The 19,296-nt window shown below is 72.9% G+C and carries 21 protein-coding genes; 3 read left to right on the top strand and 18 right to left on the bottom strand.

The window, feature by feature from the left end; all coding sequences use genetic code 11:
* Positions 1-25: 25 nt before the first annotated feature.
* From IE305_RS13355 to IE305_RS13295, 13 genes are all read right to left on the bottom strand, one after another.
* Entirely contained in the window at positions 26-2,587 is a 2,562-nt protein-coding gene (locus IE305_RS13355; protein ID WP_229890897.1) for an ATP-binding protein, read from the bottom strand.
* The gene (locus tag IE305_RS13350; RefSeq protein WP_190129744.1) at positions 2,584-3,279 is read right to left on the bottom strand and encodes a hypothetical protein; all 696 of its coding nucleotides are present in this window, start codon (positions 3,277-3,279) and stop codon (positions 2,584-2,586) included. Before IE305_RS13350 ends, IE305_RS13355 begins: the two co-directional genes overlap by 4 nt.
* Positions 3,276-3,512: a hypothetical protein gene (locus IE305_RS13345; protein ID WP_190129743.1), complete on the bottom strand. Its 237-nt coding sequence runs from the start codon at positions 3,510-3,512 to the stop codon at positions 3,276-3,278. The genes IE305_RS13350 and IE305_RS13345 overlap by 4 nt, the downstream gene beginning before the upstream one ends.
* 102 nt (positions 3,513-3,614) lie before the next feature.
* On the bottom strand, positions 3,615-4,904 hold the full coding sequence (locus IE305_RS13340; RefSeq protein ID WP_190129742.1) for a conjugal transfer protein: 1,290 nt from the start codon (positions 4,902-4,904) through the stop codon (positions 3,615-3,617).
* A gap of 153 nt (positions 4,905-5,057) precedes the next feature.
* Positions 5,058-6,065, bottom strand: coding sequence for a hypothetical protein (locus IE305_RS13335; protein WP_190129741.1), 1,008 nt, complete (start codon positions 6,063-6,065; stop codon positions 5,058-5,060).
* Complete coding sequence (locus IE305_RS13330; RefSeq protein WP_190129740.1) at positions 6,062-6,556, bottom strand: hypothetical protein; 495 nt, start codon at positions 6,554-6,556, stop codon at positions 6,062-6,064. Before IE305_RS13330 ends, IE305_RS13335 begins: the two co-directional genes overlap by 4 nt.
* Positions 6,553-7,239 carry a hypothetical protein gene (locus IE305_RS13325; RefSeq protein ID WP_190129739.1) on the bottom strand — a complete coding sequence of 229 codons (687 nt, stop codon included), beginning with the start codon at positions 7,237-7,239 and terminating at the stop codon, positions 6,553-6,555. Before IE305_RS13325 ends, IE305_RS13330 begins: the two co-directional genes overlap by 4 nt.
* The gene (locus tag IE305_RS13320; protein ID WP_190129738.1) at positions 7,236-8,291 is read right to left on the bottom strand and encodes a hypothetical protein; all 1,056 of its coding nucleotides are present in this window, start codon (positions 8,289-8,291) and stop codon (positions 7,236-7,238) included. Before IE305_RS13320 ends, IE305_RS13325 begins: the two co-directional genes overlap by 4 nt.
* A gap of 11 nt (positions 8,292-8,302) precedes the next feature.
* A complete protein-coding gene (locus tag IE305_RS13315; RefSeq protein WP_190129737.1) occupies positions 8,303-10,318 on the bottom strand; it encodes a type IV secretory system conjugative DNA transfer family protein in 2,016 nt (671 codons plus the stop codon).
* Between the two features lie 118 nt (positions 10,319-10,436).
* Positions 10,437-11,072, bottom strand: a complete 636-nt coding sequence (locus IE305_RS13310; RefSeq protein ID WP_190129736.1) for a hypothetical protein — start codon at positions 11,070-11,072, stop codon at positions 10,437-10,439.
* A gap of 47 nt (positions 11,073-11,119) precedes the next feature.
* On the bottom strand, positions 11,120-13,174 hold the full coding sequence (locus IE305_RS13305) for a hypothetical protein (protein ID WP_190129735.1): 2,055 nt from the start codon (positions 13,172-13,174) through the stop codon (positions 11,120-11,122).
* Positions 13,175-13,308: 134 nt separating this feature from the next.
* A complete protein-coding gene (locus tag IE305_RS13300; protein ID WP_190129734.1) occupies positions 13,309-13,527 on the bottom strand; it encodes a hypothetical protein in 219 nt (72 codons plus the stop codon).
* Positions 13,528-13,608: 81 nt separating this feature from the next.
* Positions 13,609-13,824 carry a hypothetical protein gene (locus IE305_RS13295; RefSeq protein ID WP_190129733.1) on the bottom strand — a complete coding sequence of 72 codons (216 nt, stop codon included), beginning with the start codon at positions 13,822-13,824 and terminating at the stop codon, positions 13,609-13,611.
* Positions 13,825-14,036: 212 nt separating this feature from the next.
* On the opposite strand from IE305_RS13295, the gene IE305_RS13290 reads away from it, so the two are divergent.
* Positions 14,037-14,453: a helix-turn-helix domain-containing protein gene (locus IE305_RS13290; protein ID WP_190129732.1), complete on the top strand. Its 417-nt coding sequence runs from the start codon at positions 14,037-14,039 to the stop codon at positions 14,451-14,453.
* A 204-nt stretch (positions 14,454-14,657) separates the two neighbouring features.
* On the top strand, positions 14,658-14,924 hold the full coding sequence (locus IE305_RS13285; RefSeq protein ID WP_190129731.1) for a hypothetical protein: 267 nt from the start codon (positions 14,658-14,660) through the stop codon (positions 14,922-14,924).
* 99 nt (positions 14,925-15,023) lie between these two features.
* On the opposite strand, the gene IE305_RS13280 is transcribed toward IE305_RS13285, so the two are convergent.
* From IE305_RS13280 to IE305_RS13270, 3 genes are all read right to left on the bottom strand, one after another.
* Positions 15,024-15,458 (bottom strand): rodlin, encoded by a 435-nt coding sequence (locus tag IE305_RS13280; RefSeq protein ID WP_190129730.1) that lies wholly within the window; start codon positions 15,456-15,458, stop codon positions 15,024-15,026.
* Positions 15,459-15,643: 185 nt separating this feature from the next.
* Positions 15,644-16,039 carry a rodlin gene (locus tag IE305_RS13275; RefSeq protein ID WP_190129729.1) on the bottom strand — a complete coding sequence of 132 codons (396 nt, stop codon included), beginning with the start codon at positions 16,037-16,039 and terminating at the stop codon, positions 15,644-15,646.
* 182 nt (positions 16,040-16,221) lie between these two features.
* On the bottom strand, positions 16,222-16,515 hold the full coding sequence (locus IE305_RS13270; protein WP_190129728.1) for a hypothetical protein: 294 nt from the start codon (positions 16,513-16,515) through the stop codon (positions 16,222-16,224).
* 393 nt (positions 16,516-16,908) lie between these two features.
* Between IE305_RS13270 and IE305_RS13265 the strand changes: the two genes are divergently transcribed.
* Positions 16,909-17,484, top strand: coding sequence for a TetR/AcrR family transcriptional regulator (locus IE305_RS13265; RefSeq protein ID WP_190129727.1), 576 nt, complete (start codon positions 16,909-16,911; stop codon positions 17,482-17,484).
* Positions 17,485-17,657: 173 nt separating this feature from the next.
* Here IE305_RS13265 and IE305_RS13260 read toward each other — a convergent pair whose 3' ends face one another.
* Positions 17,658-18,449: an SDR family NAD(P)-dependent oxidoreductase gene (locus tag IE305_RS13260; protein ID WP_229890895.1), complete on the bottom strand. Its 792-nt coding sequence runs from the start codon at positions 18,447-18,449 to the stop codon at positions 17,658-17,660.
* A gap of 56 nt (positions 18,450-18,505) precedes the next feature.
* A complete protein-coding gene (locus IE305_RS13255; protein ID WP_190129726.1) occupies positions 18,506-19,183 on the bottom strand; it encodes a ScbR family autoregulator-binding transcription factor in 678 nt (225 codons plus the stop codon).
* Positions 19,184-19,296 lie beyond the last annotated feature (113 nt).

The following is a 19,296-nucleotide window of genomic DNA, read 5'->3' as shown; positions in this document are numbered from 1 at the left end:
GCCGCGGCCACCGCCGCCGTGCGCCTCACGCGATCGCCCCCTGCGGCTCGGGCTTCGCCGTCGACACGGGCGCCGCCGCCGTCCGCGGCGTCGTGCTGAGCAGCTCCAGCAGTTCCAGCGACGGCACGTCGAACTGCACCGTCGCGCTGCTGAACCGGCGGTCGCGCATGATGCAGTGGCCGTGCCGGATCTCCTGCGTGACGTCGACGCCGATCGCCTGGATCAGCTGGCGCGTGTGCGGGCCCTTCGGCAGGTCCAGCAGGGCCGCCATCGCGTCCTGCTGCTCGGGCGTGGTCAGCTGGAAGCCGAAGACCGTCGTCATCTGCTCCACCAGGCCCGTCAGGCCGGCCAGCGACTCGGGGTCCTGCGTGTCGACGACCAGGGCGGTGTGCAGGGCGCGGCCGACACGGGCGATGTACTGGAGGAACGAGCTGCCCTCGCGCGTCGCCGTCAGGACGTGCACCTCGGGCACCGCCACGACCTTGCGCAGGCCGCGGAGGTCCTTCCGGCCGGCCATGCTGATGCCGTAGGCCAGCAGCGAGTGGACCAGCGCGACCGAGAGGCGCTGGTGCACCGACCAGTCGTCGCGGTCGTCGTCCGGCGACGGCAGCGTGATGCCGGGCACCTGCACGACCCAGATGCCGGGCGTGGGCGTGATGAGCGTGGAGCCGGAGGGCCGGCCCATGAAGGGCGCGCCGAGGCCGGTGAGCGACAGCTCGTACAGGGCGTCGCCGGCCTCGCGGGCCAGTTCGTCCGTCGACCGCCGCAGCCGCTCGATGACCTTCCACGTCGCCGGTTCGCCGTCGGCGATGACCTCGTTGACCGCGCTCTGGATGGGCGTCTCCGCGCCCCGCATCCGCAGGTGCTGCGGCAGGGCGATGCCCAGCTGCGCCGGGACCTCGGTCTGCGCGCGTTCGGCGCTCTCGCCCGACAGCAGCGTGAACAGGTCGGCCACGCCCGCGTACTCGGCGCCCGTCTCGATCAGGTGGGCGTTCAGTCCGTAGCGCTGTCCGGCCGACACCAGGCCGCCCATGTCGCCCTTGAAGTCCAGGGCGAGGACGAACGAGCCGCGGAACCCGGAGTCCAGCAGCGACAGCATCATGGCGGTCGTCTTGCCGCGGCCGCTTCGGCCGATGAACGCGGTCGTCGTCGCGTCGCCGCGCTCGGAACCGCCGGTGAGGTCGTTGCGGACCACGCCGGGCGTGGAGCCGGTGAGGTAGCCGATGATCGGGCCGGTGTCGTCGCCGACCGACGCGCCGCCCCAGAACCAGGAGCCGGCGAACGCGCCGACCGTGCGCGTGTGCACCAGGTCGGGCACGCGCAGCATGTCGCCGGGCTGCGCCTCCAGCCACAGCTCGCGCTGCTCCTCGGCGGCGACGCTCACCTCGATGCCGATGCCGCCGTAGAAGCCGATGACGGCGTCGCAGCGGGCCCGCAGGTCCTCCAGCGAGATGTCGCTGGTGACGATGAGGCGCGGGTGGTCCTCCATGAGGGTGACGTCCTCGCGCTTCATGTCGCGCGAGAGGACCGCCATCGTCTCCTCGGTCTCCTCGATCTCCTGCGCGGTCTCGCCGGCGGAGTGCTTGGCGGCGCTCTGCCGCTGCTCCTTGGCGAGGCGGCGCACCTCGTCGATCTGCTTGAGGGCGTCGCGCTTGTGCAGCACCTTGAAGCGGACCGACGGCTCGGGGTTGACCGGCTTGACCTGGATGTCGCGGGCGTTCTCGTCGTCGTCGCCGTACTCGGGCACGTACGTGATCTCGGCGACGGCCCGCAGCCACTCGCCGGCGCCCGGCGACTCCATCTCCTCCGGGAAGCCGTCCATGGTGAGCACCGCGACCCACGTCGTGGTGTCGCCGCGCTGGTCGACGACGCGCAGGTGGTCGGGGTACGGCAGGACGCGGCCGCGGGTGAGCTGGGCGAGCTTGGCGCCCGTGATCATTCCGTCGGCGTCGGGGTTCGGCAGGACGGTGTTGCGGCGCTGCTCGCGGGCGATCATCCAGGCGAGCATCTCGACGGTGGCCGGCTGGGCCTTCCACGGCGTCGTCTCCAGCTGCCGGCCCAGTCGGCGGGTGAGCGCGTCGAGGCGGGCGATCTCCTTCTGCGACACCGACGTCGAACCGATGCCCAGGGCCTCCTGCACGCCGCGGCTGCCGCGCGCCTTCGCCTGCGTGGCGCGCTCGGACAGCCGTACGCCGAGCAGCAGCAGCCGGGTGGGGAGCTCCAGCTGGTGCAGCCGTTCGACGCGCATGCCGGCCCAGTCGGCGTAGCGGCCGGCGGAGAAGAGGGTGTCCGCCTCGGCCCGGTACTCCTCGGCGTTGAGCGGCGCCCACAGCACCTTCAGGTGGCAGTCGTAGCCGGAGAGGGTACGGGCGAGGGCGCTGCTGGCCTGGTCGTGCTCGGCGTCGCGCGCCGACTCCGACATCAGGTCGGTGTTGGAGCTGCCGAGGACGAACCACGCCTCGGCGTGCGTCTCGGTGATGACGAGGCCGTCGGCGAGGGCGACGTAGCGGGGCGGCGGGGCGGACCGGTCGCCGTCGACCCCGAGGAAGCGGGCGATGCCCTTGGTGAACTTCATGGCGTACCTCACGTACCTTCCTGGCCGGCCCTGGCCCGCTGGGCGGCGAGCGGGGCGGGCATGGGCGCCGGGCGGCCGCCCGTCCACGCCTGCGGCGCGGCCCCGGCCTGCCGTTCGGCGCGGTGCCGGGCGGCCTGCTGTTCGGCGGCCTTGCGGTCCTTGGCGGACATGGTGCGCATGCGGGCGCGGTAGACGTGGTCGGGGCCGTACAGGCGCGGCCGGGCGTCGAGCCGGACGGGCCGGCCCGCGGTGGACTTCGGTTCGTCGCCGCCGAGCACGCCCTCGAAGACGCCCATGCCGGGCAGCGCCAGGAACTCCTCGCTGCGGTCGCCGAGGCGGGCGCGGAGCGGCAGCCACTCGCTGCGGTCGGCGGCGCGCCGGCCGCCGTTGACGACGGGGCGGTGGCCGACCGTCAGGTAGCGCACCGCGAGAGCCCACTGGGTCAGGTTCCAGCGGCGCTCGTTGCGGCGGGAGCGCTGCGAGCCGTAGAAGGTGATCAGCGCGGGCGGGGCGAAGTAGAGGGTGAAGAGGAACTTCGACGGGACGCCGAAGACGAGCAGCAGCCCACCCACCCAGACCGCGTAGATCACGGCACCGGTCACCAGGACGCGGCGGGACGGCCCCTCACCGAGGTCCATCCCGAACAGCTCGTGCTGCCGTGTCTCGAGGTCGAAGTGGCGGGTGAAGGTGTGCCCGACCCTCATGCGCCCGCCACTTTGTTCCAGATCGCGGTGAGCATGCCCTTGGAGGCGTCGGGGGCGAACACGAAGCCCGCGACGACGACGCCGGCCATGAAGTGGCCGAGCAGCTCGCCCCATTCGCGCTTGGCGTAGTGGCCGATGGCGCGGACGGCGAGCACGATCAGGAAGATGTTCCCGGCGATCAGGAACACCCAGGACTTGAGGGCGGCGCCGTCGGTCAGCGCGAGTTGCTGCATCTGTTTTCCCCTTGGGTGAACTACGGGTGCCGCACACGGCGGACGGTGGAACTGGGAGCACGGCCCGGTCCGGCGGGCGGCCCGCCGGCGGGCCGCCGCACGTCAGGGCGTGAGGCCGCCGTGGATCTCGGACACCTGCCAGCGCTCGGCGCCCTGGGCCGAGGTCACGCGGGTCACCTTGACCCGGTACGTCTGCTCCAGCTCGGCGGCGCCGACCTGCCAGCTGACGACGGCGGTGCCGACGCGGTCGGTGCCGCTGCCCTGGTCGACGGACCAGGTCCGGACAGAGCCGAGGGCCATGCCGGGCGGAAGGGCCGGGATGTAGGTGCCGGGTGCGGCGACGGACTCGGGCTCGCCGGCGGCGTACTTCCGGAAGAACTCCTCGACGACGTCACGCGTCTTGTCGCCGAACTCCATGTCGGCGCTCGACGTGGCGGGTGCCGGCACGGCGGGCCCGCTCGCCGGGACGCCGACGATGCCGGGCTGGCCGGTGACGACGATGCGGCCGGAGACGCGGACGACGGGGACCTCCAGGCCCACCCACCGGGTGGTGGAGGGCTTGGCGGTGGCCGGTTTGGACTTGTCGTCCGGCTTCTTGTCCTTGTCGTCCTTCTTCGCGTCGTCGGTCTTCTTGTCCTTGTCGTCCGGCTTGGGCTGCGACTGCTGCTGTTGCTGCTGGTCGGTGGCCGGGCCCTTGACGAGGACGTCGACGCGGACGCGGGCGCGCTTGTCGGCGAGCAGGGACACCTGGCCGGGCTGGGCCACGATCACTTCCTGGTGGCCCTTGGAGTTCCAGCCGGTGGTGGTGTCGGTGCCGCGGGGCATGTCGCGGGCCAGCGCGTCGGCGCGGGCCTGCGGATCGGACTCGTCCCAGGTCAGGTACGCGCGGGCGAACCGCGCGGCCACGGACTGCGCCTCCTGGACGGGGTAGTCCGGGCCGCTCTGCACCTGCACGGGCGCGGGCTTGGGCGCGGCGGGTGCCCAGATCCAGGACCGGACGCCGGTGATCGCGGCGAGGGCGACGACGGCCCACAGCACGCCGCGGCCGACCTTCACGGCGAACTTGGCGCCGCTGTTCTCGTCCTCGAGCTGCCACGGGACCTGGCTGCCGGCCGTGCCGCCCTGCGGGGCGGGCCCGCTGCCGGCGCCGCCGGCCTCGGCGGCCCCGGGCCGGACGGGCACGCCGTCCTGCGCCTGGAGCCGCGCGGCGGCCTGCGTCCACTGCTGGAGCCCGGCGGGCGCGGTCTGGGCGGCCGGCGCGACCGGGGCGGCCGGCGTGGGCGCGGTGGTGGCCTGCGCCGCATCCGTCCCGGTGGGCGGCGGGGCGACCTTGCCGGCCCGCGGCTCGGGAAGATTGAGTATCCGCCGCATGACCGTCTTGAACGTGCTCAACCTTGGTGACCCTTCCCCCGATCAAGGCCTGAGTGTCATGGACAGTACGTTGATCGATTACTGATCGTCAAATGCCTTCTATTGGCCTTTACCTGTCGCACGAACAACATCAGTTGATCGATCTTGAACGGACTTCAGGTCTGCGCCAAGCGCTTACTTCAGGGAAGGACCACGCCCCTGCGACTGTGTGGGCAGCACCTCGACGGCGGGCGCCACGGCGTTTTGCCGCTGTTCCGCCCGGCGTTCCGGTTGACGTTTTGTGGCCAAGTTGTTGCGCAGCCGCGGGCCTTCTGTCTGCAACGTCTCGTCCAGTCCCGTGCTGAGCCGGTTTGTCTGCTGCTGCGGGCCCGCCGAGGCCGCCGTCGCCGCCGCCGCATGCGTCTCCCGGAGGTCGGACTCCATTCGGCGCACTTCCGCGACGATTTCCGGATTGACGTCCGGGTTCAGCTTTGCCCTGATCTTCCGGTTGCCCAGCTCGTCGACGCCGGGCGGAATGCGCACATTTTCGTAGCGCTCATTCTGGAGAAGGTCGGCGGCCTGCACGTACTGCTTCGTCATCGCCGCCTTCTGCTGCGGCGTCAGGTCGTCGAGCTTCTCGACATGTTCGGCAAACTGGCCGGACCGGGTGAGTTCGTAGAGCTCGTGGTTGTCCGTCTTCGCCTTGAAACTGTCCGGCGTATGGAACTGGAGCTCGAACTTCTCCTTCGTCTCCGGGTGCTGCCACGCCGTGTTGACCCCCTTGTAGACGGGGTCCTCCCACGTGTTCTGCTCCGAAATCGGCTCGAAGCCCCGGGCGCGCAGCTCGCCGTACGCCTGCCGGGTGCCCTCGACGTAGCCGTCGGGCTCGAACGTGAGGGTGTAGCGGTTGAGGTCGTCGACGTCCGCGACGACGTCCTCGACGTCGTCACCACGGTCGACCGCGCCCGCGGCCTTGCGCCGGAAGGAGTCCAGCCCCTTCAGCGAGTACTCCAGGCCCTCCAGCCTGCCGCCGTGCGCGGCCGTGCGCTCCCCCACCTCGCCCAGCAGGCCGTCGAGCCGGCCCCGCGCCGCCTTCGCCGCCTCCCAGCGGGCGGTGACCACCCGGTTCTCCTCGGCGGTCAGCGTGAGGTGGTCCTCCCGCTTCTCCTTCGCGCCCCGCCAGGGGCCGACCTCGGTGCTCACAGCTCCGTCGCCCCCACGATGCCGCGCAGCTCCATGAGCAGCTCCTCCGCCCGGTCGGCGGAGATCTCCTCCAGGTGCGGCGGATTCGACGTGCGGGCGTCGAAGAACTCGGACACCGCGGTGTCGGGACGCCACTCGTTCGACCGCATGAACGTTTCGTCGTAGATACGCTCCGGGCTCCGGCGACGCCGGCACACCGTCGTCGGCGCCTTGCCCTCGCGCCACCGCCGCTCACTCGACCAGTAGGCCCAGTACGTCACCCAGCCCTGCCGGTCGGCGCGCAGCTGCGCCGCGCGCTCCGCCGGCACGGGGTGCAGCACGTCCGGCACCGGCGCGTACCGCACGGCCGTGTCCTTCACGTCGTGCCACTCCCAGTCGAGGAGCGACAGGTACTCCCAGTCGTCCCCCCGCCGGCGCCACAGCCCGTCCGGCCGCTCCGGCGTCCAGCCCTGCGGCACCTCGGCGAAATACTCGTACTGCTGCTCACTCATCCCTGGTTCTCCTCTGCGTCGTGGCCCGAGCCGTACCGCCTGCTCTGCAGCAGCCGCGCCGCGTCCTCGTGGCTCTTGCCGACGGCCACGCCACCGGCGGGCCGGCGGATGCGGGCGGAGCGGTAGAGATCGTAGAGAGGGCCGTTCTCCGACTGGACCGCAAAGCTCTCCGGCGTGTGGAACACGACCTCGAACACCGTCCCTCCGCCGGAACGGTCCCTCCAGGCCACGCGGAAAGCCTTGTGCACGAGGTCCTGCCAGCTGTTCCGCTCCGATCCCGGCACCGGCTCGAACCCCTGCTCGTGCAGCAGGGCGTACGCCTGCTGGACACCCGCCGTGTAGTGATCGGTTGCGAGGACCACGGTGTACCGGTTGAGATCGGTGATCTTCTCCGCGAACGTCCCGGCGTCGACCCGCAGCCGCACCCGGGCCGCGGCCTGGCGACGGAAGGCGGCGAGCCCCTTCAGCCGGAACTTCCGGCCCTCCTGCCGCGCCCCGCAGGGCTCCGCCAGCCGCGCCACCACGCCCTCGACCACGGCGTCCAGCGCGGGCATCGCGGCCCGCGCCCGGTGCCAGCGCGCCGTGACCACGGCGTTCTGCTCCGCGGTCAGCGCCAGGGGGAGTTCCAGGGCCGGGTCGTCGTCCCGCCAGGGGCCCGGGCCCGCGTCCTGCGTCGTGCTCACAGGTCCGTCGCTCCCTTCGCGCCGCACAGCTCGTGCAGCAGCCGTTCCGCCTCGGCCGCGGCGATCTCCACCAGGTGCGGCGGGTCGGACGGCCGGGGGTCGAAGAAGTCGTGCACCGCCGTCGTGGGCTCCCACGCGCCGTCCGGGCCGTACGCCTCGTCGTACACGCGCTCCGGGCTGCGGCGGCGACGGCACACCGTCGTCGGTGGCTGCCCCGCGTGGTGGGCGAGGGCGTCGGCGTAGTGCGCCCAGTACGTGACCCAGCGGGCACGGTCCGCGGCGAGGGCCAGGGCGTCGTCCGTCGGCAGCGGACGCAGGGTCTGGTGGGGTACGGGCAGGTCGCCGGCCGGGTGCCAGGACCAGTCCAGGAGGGAGAAGTACTCCCACGCGTCGCCCTCGTTGCGCCACAGGCCGTCCGGGCGGTCCGGCGTGCTGCCCTGCGGGACCTCGGCGAAGAACGCGTACCGCGCGTTCTCGCGGCGCCTGCGCTCCTCCGCCGCCGCGGCGATGCGGGCCTCCAGGGCCTCGGCGTCCGTGGCGCGGCCCGGGCGGTCCGGGGAATGGCCCGTCTCGCACTCACGGAACATGTAGTTCTGCCGGATGCGCTCCACCGTCGGCCACAGCCACATCTGGTGCCAGTACGCCATCTCCGACCCGGCACCCGCCGGGTCGGCGTCCGCCTCGGCCGCCGCCCGCCACGCGGAGTGCAGCGCGGCCAGCTCCTCCACCACACCGCCGTGCTGCGGCCAGCACGGCCAGATGCGCAGGTGCAGCTGCGGCGCGTAGTGCCGGCCCAGCCAGTCCACCCAGCCGGCCAGGTCCTGCCAGTCCTGGGCGGAGGCACGGAGGGACCAGGGCAGGCACTCCTTGGCCGCGCCATCGGCGGACGGCGCCGCCTCGCCCGCCGGCAGGCGTTCGATCAGTTCGGCGACGACCTCCTCGGCCTCCGCCACGCGCTGCTTCATACCCAGCGCGAACTGCTGGACCTTCTCCTCCAGTTCGGCCTTGTACGCCAGGAACTCGTCGAGCCGCAGCCCCTCGTCGTTCGACATCGCGACTCCCTCTACTGCGGCCGGTGGGTGGGCATGGGCGGCACGGGCGGCACCCCGTACGGCGTCACCTGCGGCGGCACGGGCGGCCCGGCCTGCGGCGGCACCGGGGGCGGCAGCTGCGGCGGCATGGGCGGAGGCGCCACCGCCTGCGGCTGCTGCACCGGCAACTGAACCGGCTGCGGCTGCTGCTCCGCGTACGGCTCGATGCCCGGCACCGCGCCGATGCGCGACGCACGCGTCGCGTTCTCACCCGCCCGCAGCGCCTGCCCGTCGCGGCGCTGGTCCCACGGCTCCAGCTGGACGATCACGCCGGGCGCGCCGCGGAACAGCAGCAGGGCCTGGCCGTGCGGGAGCTGCCGGATCTCCTCGGGGCGCAGGATGCGGCGCTCCCGGGTCACCTCCGACGTGGAGTAGCCGAAGATGCGGCTGGTGTCGCGAGAGGTGGAGAGCTCCACGAGCTCCGTCTCGCCGATCAGGTCGGAGAAGCGGCGGAGGGCGTCGATGTCCTTGAGGCCGCCCATGACGAGCGTCGCGGCGGCGTTGTCGAGGAGGGTGTCGGCCTCCTTGTCGCCCCAGCACAGGGCGGCCTGCGCCATGGACTGGAGGGCGTAGACGAGGTGGATGCCGTAGCCGCGCGCGTCGGAGGCGAGGGACGGCAGCTTGGGCAGCGGCGCGACGTTGGCGACCTCGTCGAGGACCAGGCGGAGGAACGGGTCGAGGCGGCCCGAGGGCATGCGCGGGGCGCGGCGCTTGGCCGCGTCGACGACCTCGCCGAGCAGCATGGTGGTGAGTGGTGCGACGTTGGTGGAGGCGTTGGAGTCGCTGATGAGGACGAGGGTGTCGTTCGACGCGACGAAGCGGTCGGCGTCGAAGACGGGCACGCCGGGGCGGGGTGTGACGCTGCGGAGCACCTTGCGCAGGGCGAGCGGCTCGATCTGCGCGGACAGCGTCTGCCGGGTGGAGGCGACGGTCTCGTCGGCGCCGGTGGAGACGGAGCGCAGGAGGACGTCCCAGCCGGGTTCGGCGTTCGGGTGGTCGGTGAGGATGGCGCGCGGTTCGCTGGCCGTCTCCAGGTTGGTGGCCCAGCGCAGCACGTGCTCGATGGTGCGGCCCTCGAGCGCGGCCGCGTGGAGCAGGCGGGTCAGGGCGGAGGAGGCGGTCTGCTTGAAGAAGCCGGAGTTGCCGGAGCCGCCGTCGTCGGCGCCCATGGCGGCGGAGAACGACAGGGCGCGGGAGGTGGCGGTCTCGCCGTTCTCGCAGCCGGCGACGGGGTCCCACACCATGGGGTCGGGCCAGCCGACGGTGTCGAGCGGGTCGAAGACCCAGACGCGGCCCTGGCGGGAGCGGGGCTCGGCGATGACGTCGAGGACGTCGGCGCGGGTGGAGGTGACGACGAGCGGGCCGGGGGCGTCGAGGCAGGCGGGGATGACGACGGTGCGGGACTTGCCGGCGCCCGACGGGGCGATGACGGCGACGGAGTCCTCGGGCGTGGCCACGAGCGGCTGGCCGGAGCCGAGCTGGCGGCCCATGCGCCAGCCGACCTCGCGGAGTTCGGCGCGGGCGGCGGCCTTGGCGTCGTAGCGGCCGTCCTTGCCGGTGAAGCTGGTGGCGCGGGTCTGCTTGGCGGCCTTGCGGGCGCGTTCCTCGCCGAGGTTGTACCGGGCCTCGTCGGCGCTGGCCAGGCCCTCGCCGCCGGCGCCGCGGCTGCTGCGGTGGTGGGCGCGTACGGCGAGGGCGATGACGAGGGACGGGACGGCGATGGTGGCGGCCCAGGCGCCGAGGGTGGTGGCGGGCGAGGCGGCCTGGATGCCGTCGCCGCGCAGCCCGTCGAGGGGGTGGTGCAGGGCGAGGGCCTTCACGGTGGCGGCGATGTCCGCGATGCCCATGCCGTCCGCGGTGAGGCACAGGGCGAGGTGCCAGGTGACGAAGAGGCCGACGAGGACCCCCACGGCTTTGGCGAGGGCTATCTGGCCCTGCGGGCCCGCCCCCGTTTCTCTCTTCCGTCCCGTTTCGCGGGTGTTTCCCACGCGTGGCCCCCGTCCTTCGTCCTGCGCTCCTCGCGGATCGCAGTGACGTTAACACCTGGCGCGGGGGCCACTTGTGTCACAGGGCTACTCGCGGTAGAGCAGCCCGGCGAACGGGGCGTCAGTGGCCGGGCCAGCCGTCGAGGTGGCGGTGGACGGTGACGGCCGGACGCGGGGTGGGGCGGTCGAAGGAGGCGGGGGCGGAGAGGACGGACGTCACCTCGGCGGCCAGCGCGTCGGTGCGCCGCTTGAGTTCGGCCGCGGGGAGGCGCGAGCGTCCGAGGTCGTCGAGGCGCCGGTGGATGCCGTCCAGCTCGGCGCGGGCGGCGGAGGACAGGCGGCGCTCCTCGTGGGTGGAGACGACGAACTGGTAGGCGGCGGCGAGCGTCTGGCAGCCGGTGCAGTGGTCGTTGAGGGCCTGCCCGTCGTTGACGGCGGTGAGCCGGACGTGGTCGCCGGCGAGCGTGACGATCTGGAAGGACAGGGCGACCGAGCGGCAGGCGTCGTCGGCGGTGCAGCGGGCGGAGCGGGCCACGGCCCGGTTGTCCAGGCGCGCGCCGGCCACGTGGCCGAACTGGCGGAGGGTGAAGCTGTCGCGCACGTCGGTGTGGTGGCGGTGGTCGGCCACGGTGCGGACGGCGTCGTGGGTGACGGCGACCGCCTCGGCCGCCTGGGCGGGGCCGCCGGTGACGGCGGTCGCCACGCCGGCCGCGAGCAGGCCGACGCGGAGGAAGTGACGGGAGATATAGGCGTGCATGGAGTGCCTCCAGGCGGGTGTGGGCGCGAAGGTGAGGGTGTGTGGGCTCAGGGCGTCGCCGTGGCCGTGGGCGGTGCCGGTGCGGGCGCGGGTGCGGGCGCGGTGGCCGGCGGCGGCGCGGAGGCGGCCGGCGGCGGGGTCGGCGCCGGGGTCGCCGGGGCGGGCGGCGGCGTGGTGGCCGGTGCGCTGGGCACCGGCTTGGGCGGGGGCGGGGCGGTCGGGGGTGCCGGGGCGGCCGGTGCGGTGGCCGGGGCCGTCGCCGGGGCGGGCTGCGGCGCGGGGGCGCTCGGCGCGGGGCCGGGGCGGCCGGGCGATACGGGCGCGGGCGGCGCGGTGGCGGCCGGGGCGGGACCGGGCGCGGGGGGCTGCACGGCGGGCGGCACGGCCGGCGGGATGCGCCAGGGCAGCGGCCGAACGGCGGGGGTGGCACCGTCGGGCGCCCAGCCGCCGGGCGGGCGGGCCCCCACGGGGCCGGGACCGGCCACCGGGCCGTCGGCCCGGTCCGGCCCGGGCGGTACGGGCACGACGGGGACGTGCGGTTGCAGCACCGGGGCGAGCGGCGGCGCCGGGGGCAGCGGCTTGGGCGTGACGCCGCTGGTCCACGCGTAGGCGAGGGTGGTGACGACGGCGGCCACGCCCAGGACGAGCACGGCGCGCAGCCGCGGCCGGCCGGAGGTGGCCCGCAGCGCGTTGCGGCCGAGGCGGCCGGAGAGCCGTACGGACAGGTACGTCATGCCGGCGAGCGGCACGATCAGCATGAGGCTGCCGAGGACGCCCGCCAGCCCGGCCGGGATCTCCCCGTCGGCGAACGCCTCGTACGTGCCGGCGAGCTGCACGGTGAGCGAGCGGGCGCCGGTGGCGACGAGGCGGGGCAGGTTCCAGAGGGCGTAGGCGAGTTCGGCGGCGAGGAACGGCACCATCGTCACCACCCACGCGGTGACGACCGCCCGGGTGCGGGGCTTGAGGTCGGCGACGGCCGGGTCGGTGCCGCGCCAGGGCAGCATGCTCAGCAGGATGGGCCGGATCCGGCCGTAGAGGTCGGGGACGCCGGCGAGGTCGCCGAGGATGAAGTAGCCGTCGAGCCGGACGGCGGGCATGAGCTGCTCCAGCACCTCGAAGTGGCCGAGGTAGACGGCGCAGAGCAGGAAGGGCTGGCCGGTGACGAAGTACAGGCCGGTCAGCAGGAGCATGAAGACGACGTTGAAGTAGACCCCGCCGAGGTCGGTGCGGAGCCGTCCGGCGCGGCCGATGCGGTAGACGTCGGTGACGTCGGTGTACATCGACGGCCAGATGAGGAAGATGCCGCAGCCGATGCAGCCGGGTCTCGCGCCGTCGTAGTGGCAGGCCGAGGCGTGCCCGAACTCGTGGAAGAGCAGCGAGGCCACGGTCAGGCCGAAGACGGCGAGCAGCAGCAGGGGCTGGTCGAGGACGTTGAGGACGGGCGTCATCGCACCGTGGAAGGCGAACAGCCACACGTCCATGGCGGCGGCGAGCAGCAGGACGCCCGCCACGACGAGCGGCCGGTGCAGCCAGGCGAGGGAGCGCGCGATGGCGACCGTGCGCCGCTCGCCGAAGATGATGCGGTGCCCCTTGAGGCTGAGCAGCAGGTCGGAGCGCGGCCCCTGGACCTCGTCGCTCTCCTGGCCGGGCGGCACGGTGACGCCCAGCGGCTCGAGCTTGTGCTCCACCAGATAGGCGATGTTGTCGCCGCTGACCTCACGGCCGAAGCCGGCGCTGACGACGCGCGCGACGGCGTCCGTGTCGCGTTTGCCGTCGATGGCCGACGCGACCAGGTGGAGCAGGTGGGACAGCTGCACCACCTGGCCGTCGGCCCGCCGGGCGAGGTACTTGGGCGTGGTGAACCCCGAGCCCTGGTACTCGCCGAGCAGGCGCAGCCCGGCCGCCGTGCGGGGTACGAGGGGCGGCGGGCCGGGCGGCAGCAGGAGGGTGGCCGGGCCCGCCGCCGGGTTCCGGTCCGGCGGCGCCTCCTCCAGCGCGTACGGGAACCCCCCGGGGCCGGGCACCGGCGCGCCGGTGCCGGTTCCGGTGCCGGGGGCGGGGGAGCGGCCGAGGCCGGCCTCTTCTTCTCCGACCACCGTCATGCTCTGCTTCCCCCTCGACCCCTCGGGCCCTCGAACCCTCGCGAACCCTCGAACCCTCGACGAACCGCTGTGTCCCCCGTGCGGCCCGGCGGGCCGCGCCTTCCCCTTGACGGGCCCGCCGGTGCTCGATGCGCCTACTGGCGGATGGAGATCGCCTGCTCGGCCTGCGACTGGGCCAGCGCGAACGGCGAGTCGGCGTTGGCGGCGAGGGACTCGTTGTGGGCCGCGACGTTGGCGATGTGCTTGGTGACCGTCGTCGTCCGGGTGAAGCTGAACTTCAGCCGGCCCAGGGCCTCACGGCCCGGCAGCAGCTCGGCGGACTCGGCCTCCAGCTCAACGGGGTTCATGCTCATGGCAGTGCCTCTCTGTGTCGGTCGGTGCGTGCGGTGCGGTACGTGCGGTGGTGTGCAACCGGCGCGGGAGCGCCGGCGTCGTCACTGCTGGATGGAGATGGTCTGGGCCGCCTGCGACTGCGCCACCGCGTCCGGCGAGCAGATGTTGAGCGCCTGCGACTCGTTGTGGGCCGCGACGTTGGCGATGTGCTTGGTGACCGTCGTCGTCCGGGTGAAGCTGAACTTCAGCCGGCCCAGGGCCTCGCGGCCCGGGAGCAGTTCGGCGGACTCGGCCTCGAGCTCCTGCGCGTCGAGCATGGTTCCCCCTCCGGGATGTGGTGCGCGTGGGTGCCGGGCACGGGCTGGACCCCCCGGCCCGTGTCCGATGTTGTCGGACGAGCTGTCCAACGAGATTGGACAGTAGTGGCCCGCGAACGCACCGCGCAACCGGAACGCCACAACGCCCGCCGTAGAATCGGTTCCACCCGAGCGCGCCCGCCCGAGCCAGCGAGAGCAGGAAGCGACCGTCAGTGGCCAACGCACTGCAGCAGATCATCAGACAGCGCCTCGACCGGCAGGGGTGGTCCTACGGAGACGTCGCCCGCCGGGGCGGCATCCCCCGCTCGACCGTGCACCACCTGGCCACCTCCGACCGCCTGGCGCGCATGCCGCAGCCGGCCACGCTGGAGGGGCTGGCCCGGGGGCTCGACCTCCCCCTGGACTCCGTGCGCCGGGCCGCCGCCGAGGCGTGCGGCATCCACCTCTACCCGACCACGCCGGAGGAACCGGCGGGCGCCCCGGCCGACCCCGAGGTCGACCTGCTGATCGCCAGCGTCCAGCGCCTCTCCGCCGAGGACCGTCGGCACGTGACGGCCCTGGTCGAGTCGTTGCTCGACCGCGCACCGAAGAAGCCCGCGGACGGCACCGGGGACCGGCGGGAGAGCTGAACCGGCTCGCTCCGTACGGGAGTTCGTCCGACGGCACACCGGCCGAACGTCCGTACGCGTACCCGGGTGAGCGCCCTACGGGGACGCCGCCGCCGGCCCGCACGGTTCCCGTGCACGGCCGGAACGGGCGAATATTCCCGTCCTGCCGAGACGCACTCCCCCGCCCCGATATCGTCGCGCTCTGCTTGAGTCCAGGGGGAATGCGTGCTCGTAGTCAGTGGTGGTTCGACCTCCAACGCCGTCGTCCGCGGGCGGTGCGGGGAATCGGTGGTCCTGCTCTCGGGCGACCTGCCCGAGGAGCTCACCGACAGCAGCGTCGCCGAGCTGCTGGACCTGGCCGCGGCCGTGCTCACCGGCGAGGAGATGACCATGTTCCGCGCCTGCCTCGACACCCTGCGCCGCGGCGGGCCGCTGCCGGGCCGGCGCCGCGTGGAGGTCGACGGCGCGGTGCTCACCGTGTACGAGAGCTGAGCCGCCGGCCCGCGCGATGGGCTCATGACGGCACGGAGCCGCCCCCCGGGATCGCCGGGGGGCGGCTGTCTTCGGGCGGGCGCCGGTCAGTGGCGCCGGTCAGTGGTGCCTGTGGTGCCCGTCGTCCTCGTGCACGACGATCTCGCGGTTGCCGGATCCGTTGCCGGACAGGATCGGGATCTCGTCCAGGATGTGCGACAGCGGGTCGTCGCCGTCGTTGATCGTCGAGTTCTCGGTGCACTGCTGCTGTTGCTGCGAGGACAGGATCGGCACGTCCTGGATGCCGACGTTGAGCAGGGCGAGGAGCGACTGGGCGCCCAGCTTGCCGATCGCGATGCAGGGCTTGTTGAGCGAGCCGTTGATCAGGCCCATCTGCGGGCTCATGTACCCGCCGGTCCAGGTGTTGCCGTACATCTGCGTGGCGCCGTTGGCGTTCGCGACGTCCCGGCCGTCGCCGATGGCCATCGCCGGACCCGCGGCACCACCGACAGCGGAGACCGCCAGAGCGGCCGTGGCCACAACCTTTTTGAACACGTCATTCCTCGCTCGGGGTCGACGAACTGCACGAACTACCTGCCCAACCCCGGAGCGTCGCGGAAGGTTATCGGGCCCCGCCGGGCTTCATTCGTTCGGCCCAGGGAAAACAACGGAAAATCCCCCCGCCGCGGGTCCCGCACACCCGCAGCAGGGGGATTTCGCCGTTCGCCGTCCCGGCCCGGTCAGTGACCGTTCGCGGAACCGTTGCCCGAGAGGATCGGGATCTCGTCCAGGATGTGCGACAGCGGGTCGTCGCCGTCGTTGATCGTGGAGTTGTCGGTGCACTGCTGCTGCTGCTGCGACGTGAGGATCGGAACGTCCTGCACACCGATGTTGATGAGCGCGAGGACGGACTGGAGACCCAGCTTGCCGATGGCGATGCAGGGCTTGTTCAGCGTGCCCTGGATCAAGCTCATCTGCGGGCTTTCCTTGCCGTCCGTGTGCGTGTTGCCGTAACCGGTCTTCGCACCATTGGCGTTCACGACGTCCTGGTCGTTCTCGATGGCCATCGCCGGGGAGGCGACGGCGCCGACCGCGGAAGCCGTGACGGCGGCCGTGGCGAGTACCTTCTTGAGCACGTCTCTTGCCTTTCGATCGAGTAGCGCCCCCACTGAGAAAGCGTTCTGCATAACTCCGACGCATTCCCGAGGTTCCGGCGCGCCCCGGTTTTCACTCATTCGCGCCAGTAGGGGAGTTGGCCGATCGAGCAGACAGGAAACCTGCTTCGGCGGATGGTTCTCCGGATACTTCTACGGATACTTCAGCGGGTCATTCGGCGATAGGAAAAAATGCTGGTCAGCGTGACGTAGCGGTACTGCCCGCCGCGTTCGCTGCGCAGTTCGCCGCGTTCTATCAGATGCGCCACGGTCCACGGCGTGAGGCCCAGCATCGAGGCCGCGGTACGGACCGGGACGCTCAGCCCCTCGAAGACCGCGGGGAGGGGCTCCCCGGCCACGCGGTCGTCCACTGTGCGCCCGCCCGCCACGAAGCGGTCACGTGCGGCGCCGTCGTGTGCGGCGTGGAAGTCGATCGCGGCAACAGCGTGACGTGCCATGTCGACCGCACCATCCCCTCGGTTCCGTCCAGTCACTTTCGTACTTGCCGTCAGGCAAGCCGGCCCCGTGGGAACAGTATGCACCCCCTAACCGGGCGTCAAGTACGGTATTCCGGGGCCTGCGGTCCGCGAAAGTGCCCGTACACGGGGGTGGAGGGGGCGGAACGGAGGCGCGCGGGGAGCCGGAAACCGGGCCTTCACGCCGTTGACCGGCGCCACGGGGCCCGCGCGGACGCCTAACGTATGGGGTGCCCACCCGGAAACTAACTTGCCGCCGGGCTAGTTAACTCCTCGAGGCACTGCCGAAGGGAGGCCGCCGCGGCCGGGCGCCCGTACCGGGCCCCGGCCGCGGCGGCCGGTTCACGACGGAAAGACGAAAGCGGGAAAGAGACCATGGCCAGCACCCCACAGGCCCGCCGGAGCAACACCCGCGAGCGCATCCAGCAGACGGCCCTGGACCTCTTCGTCTCGCGCGGCTACGACAAGACCTCGCTGCGGGAGATCGCCGAGGAACTGGGCGTCACCAAGGCCGCGCTGTACTACCACTTCAAGACGAAGGAGGACATCCTCACCGCGCTCTCGGACCAGCTGGGGGAGCCCGTCGACGCCCTCATCGCCTGGGGCCTGGGCCAGCCCCCCACCCTGGAGACCAAGCGGGAACTGCTCCGGCGCTACAGCGCCGTGCTCAAGGACGCCGCCCCTCTCTACCGCATCCTCCAGGAGAACCAGGCGTCGCTGCGGGAGCTCGCGATCGGCGAGCGGCTGCGCGAGCGCGTCGTCTCCGTCTCCCGCCTGGTGCAGGCCGGCGACGCCCCGCTGACCACGCAACTCCGGCTCGCGAGCGCCCTGCTGACCGTGCATTACGGCGCCCTGGACCTGGACGCGGTCCAGGGCGACCCGGAGGAGAAGCGATCGGTGCTCCTCGACATCGCGCTGGAGCTCCTGGAGTCGGCCGCCCCGGTCGGCTGAGGCTCACCTTCGGGTGAATCCGGCCGCCGGGCCGGCCCCGGAGAGCCCGGCAAACCGCACAGTCCGTTTTCCGGACGACATCCGTGCGGAGCGGTCCGTGCGGAGCGGTACGCAATGCACCCGCCGGAAGGCACGATTCCGCCCCCCAGGTGCCCGGAGACCTCCCCGGACGGTCAGCGCGCGGTGAAGCCGCCGTCCACGGGCACGGTGGCGCCGGTGACGAACGAGGAACGGTCGGCGCACAGCCACGCCGCGGCCTGCGCGATCTCCACGGGCTCTGCGACCCGCGGCAGCATCGAGCCGCCGGTCAGGAACTCCTCGACGCCGGGGTTCTCGTCGAAGCCCTTCTGCATCAGCTCGGTCCGGGTCGCGCCGACGGCCAGCGTGTTCACGCGGATGCCCCGGCTCCCGTACTCGTCGGCCGCCGCCTTCGTCAGGCCGATCACCGCGTGCTTGGCGGCGATGTACGGCGCGGACGGCACCCCGGGGGCGACCAGCCCGGCCGTGCTGGAGGTGTTGACGATGGAGCCGCCGTGCGGGTTCTCCAGCATCACGGGGATCTGCTGCCGCATGCAGTTCCACACGCCGCGCACATTGACGTCCATGATGCCGTCGAAGTCGGCGTCGTCCATGAGGTGCATCGGCGTGCGCGCCGTGCCCCAGCCGGCGTTGTTGAACGCCGCGTCCAGCCCGCCGTACGTCTCCACGGCCACCTCCACGGCACGCGCCGCGTCCGCGGCCACCGTCACGTCGCCGGGCACGGCGGTGGCGGCACCCCCGGCGGCGGTCAGCTCGGCGGCCAGCTCGTGCAGCCGGCCGGCGCGACGGGCCATGAGCACCACGGCGGCGCCCTCGGCGACGAACAGCCGGGCGGCGGCAGCACCGATGCCGCTGGACGCGCCGGTGATCATCACCGTTCTGCCGGCGAGCATGCCTTCTCTGTCGTTCGGGGCTCTGTCATTCATGGGAAGTGATCATCAACGACGCGCCGTGGACCCGGCAAGAGCCGGTCCCGCAGCGCTCAGACGGACACCGCCGCGGCCGCTTCCCTGGCCTCCTCGGCCGCCCGGCGGCCCGCCGCCACCACGCGCGCCCCGCGGTCCGGGGCCGTGTCGAGCTGCACCAGCACCGCGGGCGTGGCCAGCGCCGGCAGGATGTGCCGGAAGAGCACCGAGATCTGCTGCTCCAGGTCGGCCAGGCCCGTCGCGATCTGCGACACGATCATCACGCCCGTCCAGGCGCTGATCACGAACTTCGCCGTGACGTCGGGGTCCACGTGCGGCAGCACCTCGCCCCGGGCCTTGGCCTGCGCCAGCAGCCCGGAGGACACCACGTTCCACCCGGACCACGGGCCCTCGCTCACCAGCGGCTGCATCTGCGGGTCCATCGCCAGCCGGGCGCCGGCCCGGAGCAGCGGTTCGCCCGGCAGCCGGTGGGCCAGTGCCATGCCGACGTCCACCCACTCCTGGAGCTTGGACGCCTGCGGCAGCACGCCCTCCACGGAGACCTGCTCGGCCAGGATGCCGCGGGCGAGCGCCTCCTTGGAGTCGAAGTGGAAGTAGAGCGCGCCCTTGGTGACGCCGGCGCGGGCCAGGATGTCGGAGACGGTGCACGCCTCGTAGCCGCGCTCGGCGAAGAGCTCGGCGGCGGCCTGCAGCGCGGCCCGACGCGTCCTGATCCCCCGCTCCTGCTGCGCCACCCGTGACCTCCCCCTCGCCGCCGCCGGGCCGTTCCCCGCGCTCCCCGTCCCTCCCGGGGTCGCTCCCGGGAAAGCCGCCGACCGGACGGACCGGTATTTTACCCGTCCGCACA

Origin of the sequence: Streptomyces mashuensis (genome assembly GCF_014654785.1) — a bacterium.
GTDB classification, from domain to species: Bacteria; Actinomycetota; Actinomycetes; order Streptomycetales; family Streptomycetaceae; genus Streptomyces; species Streptomyces mashuensis.
This window is presented reverse-complemented; position numbering and strand designations above follow the sequence as displayed.